The sequence below is a fragment of the Methanosphaera sp. A6 genome (assembly GCF_001729395.1).
GTDB classification, from domain to species: domain Archaea; phylum Methanobacteriota; class Methanobacteria; order Methanobacteriales; family Methanobacteriaceae; genus Methanosphaera; species Methanosphaera stadtmanae.
Genome location: NZ_MAIF01000134.1, coordinates 1 through 2,203 on the forward strand (window position 1 = coordinate 1; position 2,203 = coordinate 2,203).

A 2,203-nucleotide genomic window follows, 5' to 3' on the forward strand; every position below is an offset into this window, starting at 1 on the left:
AATTTAAATACTACCTTTGTAAATAACACATTTAAAAATGTTTTATGTGCTAATGATACATTATTTATAAATGTGACAAATGATAGTACAAGAACCATTATTGAAAATAATTCTTATGATAATTGTACAATAGCATTTAGTAATCTTACATTAAATAATCCTGGTAAAGTATTTGTTAATGAAACTGCTAAAATAAATGGTAGTATCATATTAAAAAATCCAGAAAGTTATGATAAAGATATACTTAATAAAACAAAATATGCATTTTATATAGGAAAAAATTTGTATAAAATAGAAGATACTCTTAGTACTGAAATTACAAGAAACACAACTGATAATATTATTCTTTATGCAAAGCCAACAATAACATCTAAAACTACTAACATACTAGTACTTAAATTATCACAACACCAATACTTAACAATTACACCAGAAAACTATGAGAGTTACATATTTAACAATGAATTAATAGGTGTTGATGAAGATACTAATATCATATTTAAAGGAGACTTCATAAATAAAGGACAAATAAGCATAACAACACCAGGCATAATAATAAATGGTGAAAATGCTACATTTACAAATACAAGTTTTGAACTTGATGATGTAAATATAACAATTAAAAACATGAAAATTAACAATACAGATACAACTGAATACACCATAAAATCAGCAGGAAACAATAATAAAATAATAAACAATACAATCTACACATATAACACAAATGGTAAAACAGCAGCAATAGCAAATACAGGTGGAAGTAACATACTTATATCAAATAATACAGTAAAAGTATATGGTCCAGCATTAACTATTACATATGGAAGTGGAACATCTATAGCAAATACACAGGGAATATTATCTGTTGGTGGAGAAAATAATATAATATCAAAAAATAATGTTAAAGTATATAATAGTACAAATCCTGATGATAACCTCTACAGTACAATAGAAGGAATAACAGCACCAGGAAAAAGTAACAACATACTCATAATAAACAACAATGTAACAGTAACAGGAGGAAGATTTAATTATGGAATAAATACACTTGACCGTGTAAATAATACAATAATTAAAGATAACAATATTCATGTAACAGGACACAGATATGTTAATGGAATACAAATGGGAAATAAAGCAACCAATTGTACAATAACAGGAAACAATATAACAGGAACATGCTATAATACAACAACATTTACAGATGATAATGAACCATTAGCATATGGAATAATAACAACAAGTATGGGTGGAGGCAGAACAAACAACATAACAATCACAAACAATAACATACAACTTAACTCATCAGTAATATATGGAATGGAAATATATCAAACATCAAATACAACAATAAACAACAATACAATACTTGGAAATGGAAACTATACAATGGGAATAGGACTAGCACACAGTGAAGATAATACAATAATAAACAATGAAATGATACTATATGGAAACAGTAACATAAAAATAAATGATATAGTAGAAGAAATAAGACCAGCAAACACAGGAATACAAATACAACAAAACTCACATAACACACAAATAGACAACAATACAATAATAATAAAAGATATAGGACAACATGATTTAACAATAAACACCGAAAACTCAATAAAAAACACGACAATAACAAACAATAAACTAACAACAAGTACAAAAACAGGAACAAGAACAATAAATACAAACTATGACACATATCTAGAAAACAATACAAGAGCAATAATCAACACAAAAATAGTATTAGAAACAATAAATGCACAAGTAGGAGATACTATCAACTTAAAAGCACATGTATACGACATATATGGAAATCCAATAAACACAGGCCGAGTAGTATTTAAAATAAATGGAAAAACAATAAAAGACACCAATGGAAATATTATCTATGCAACAGTAAAAGATGGAATAGCAACAATAGAAAACTACACAGTACCAGCAAACTGGTTTAAAATAAAATCAGTACTAAATGTAGTTTATGGTGGAACTAGCACATATGAACAAACAAGAACAAACAATACAATACCAATGAATATAACCAAAAAAACAGCTACAATGACAATGACAACAAACACCACAGCAACAAAACCAGGCGAAACAATAAAAATAACAGTGAAAATAACAGAAAAAGATGCTAATGTAAATGAAGGACGTGTCCTATTCAAGGTAAATGGTAAAACCATGAGAGATAATGAGGGATATA

At 27.1% G+C, this 2,203-nt stretch carries 1 pseudogene; it reads left to right on the top strand.

The features are described 5' to 3' along the window. Window positions 1-2,203 (top strand): annotated as a pseudogene (locus tag A9758_RS05480) (hypothetical protein); the annotation flags it as partial.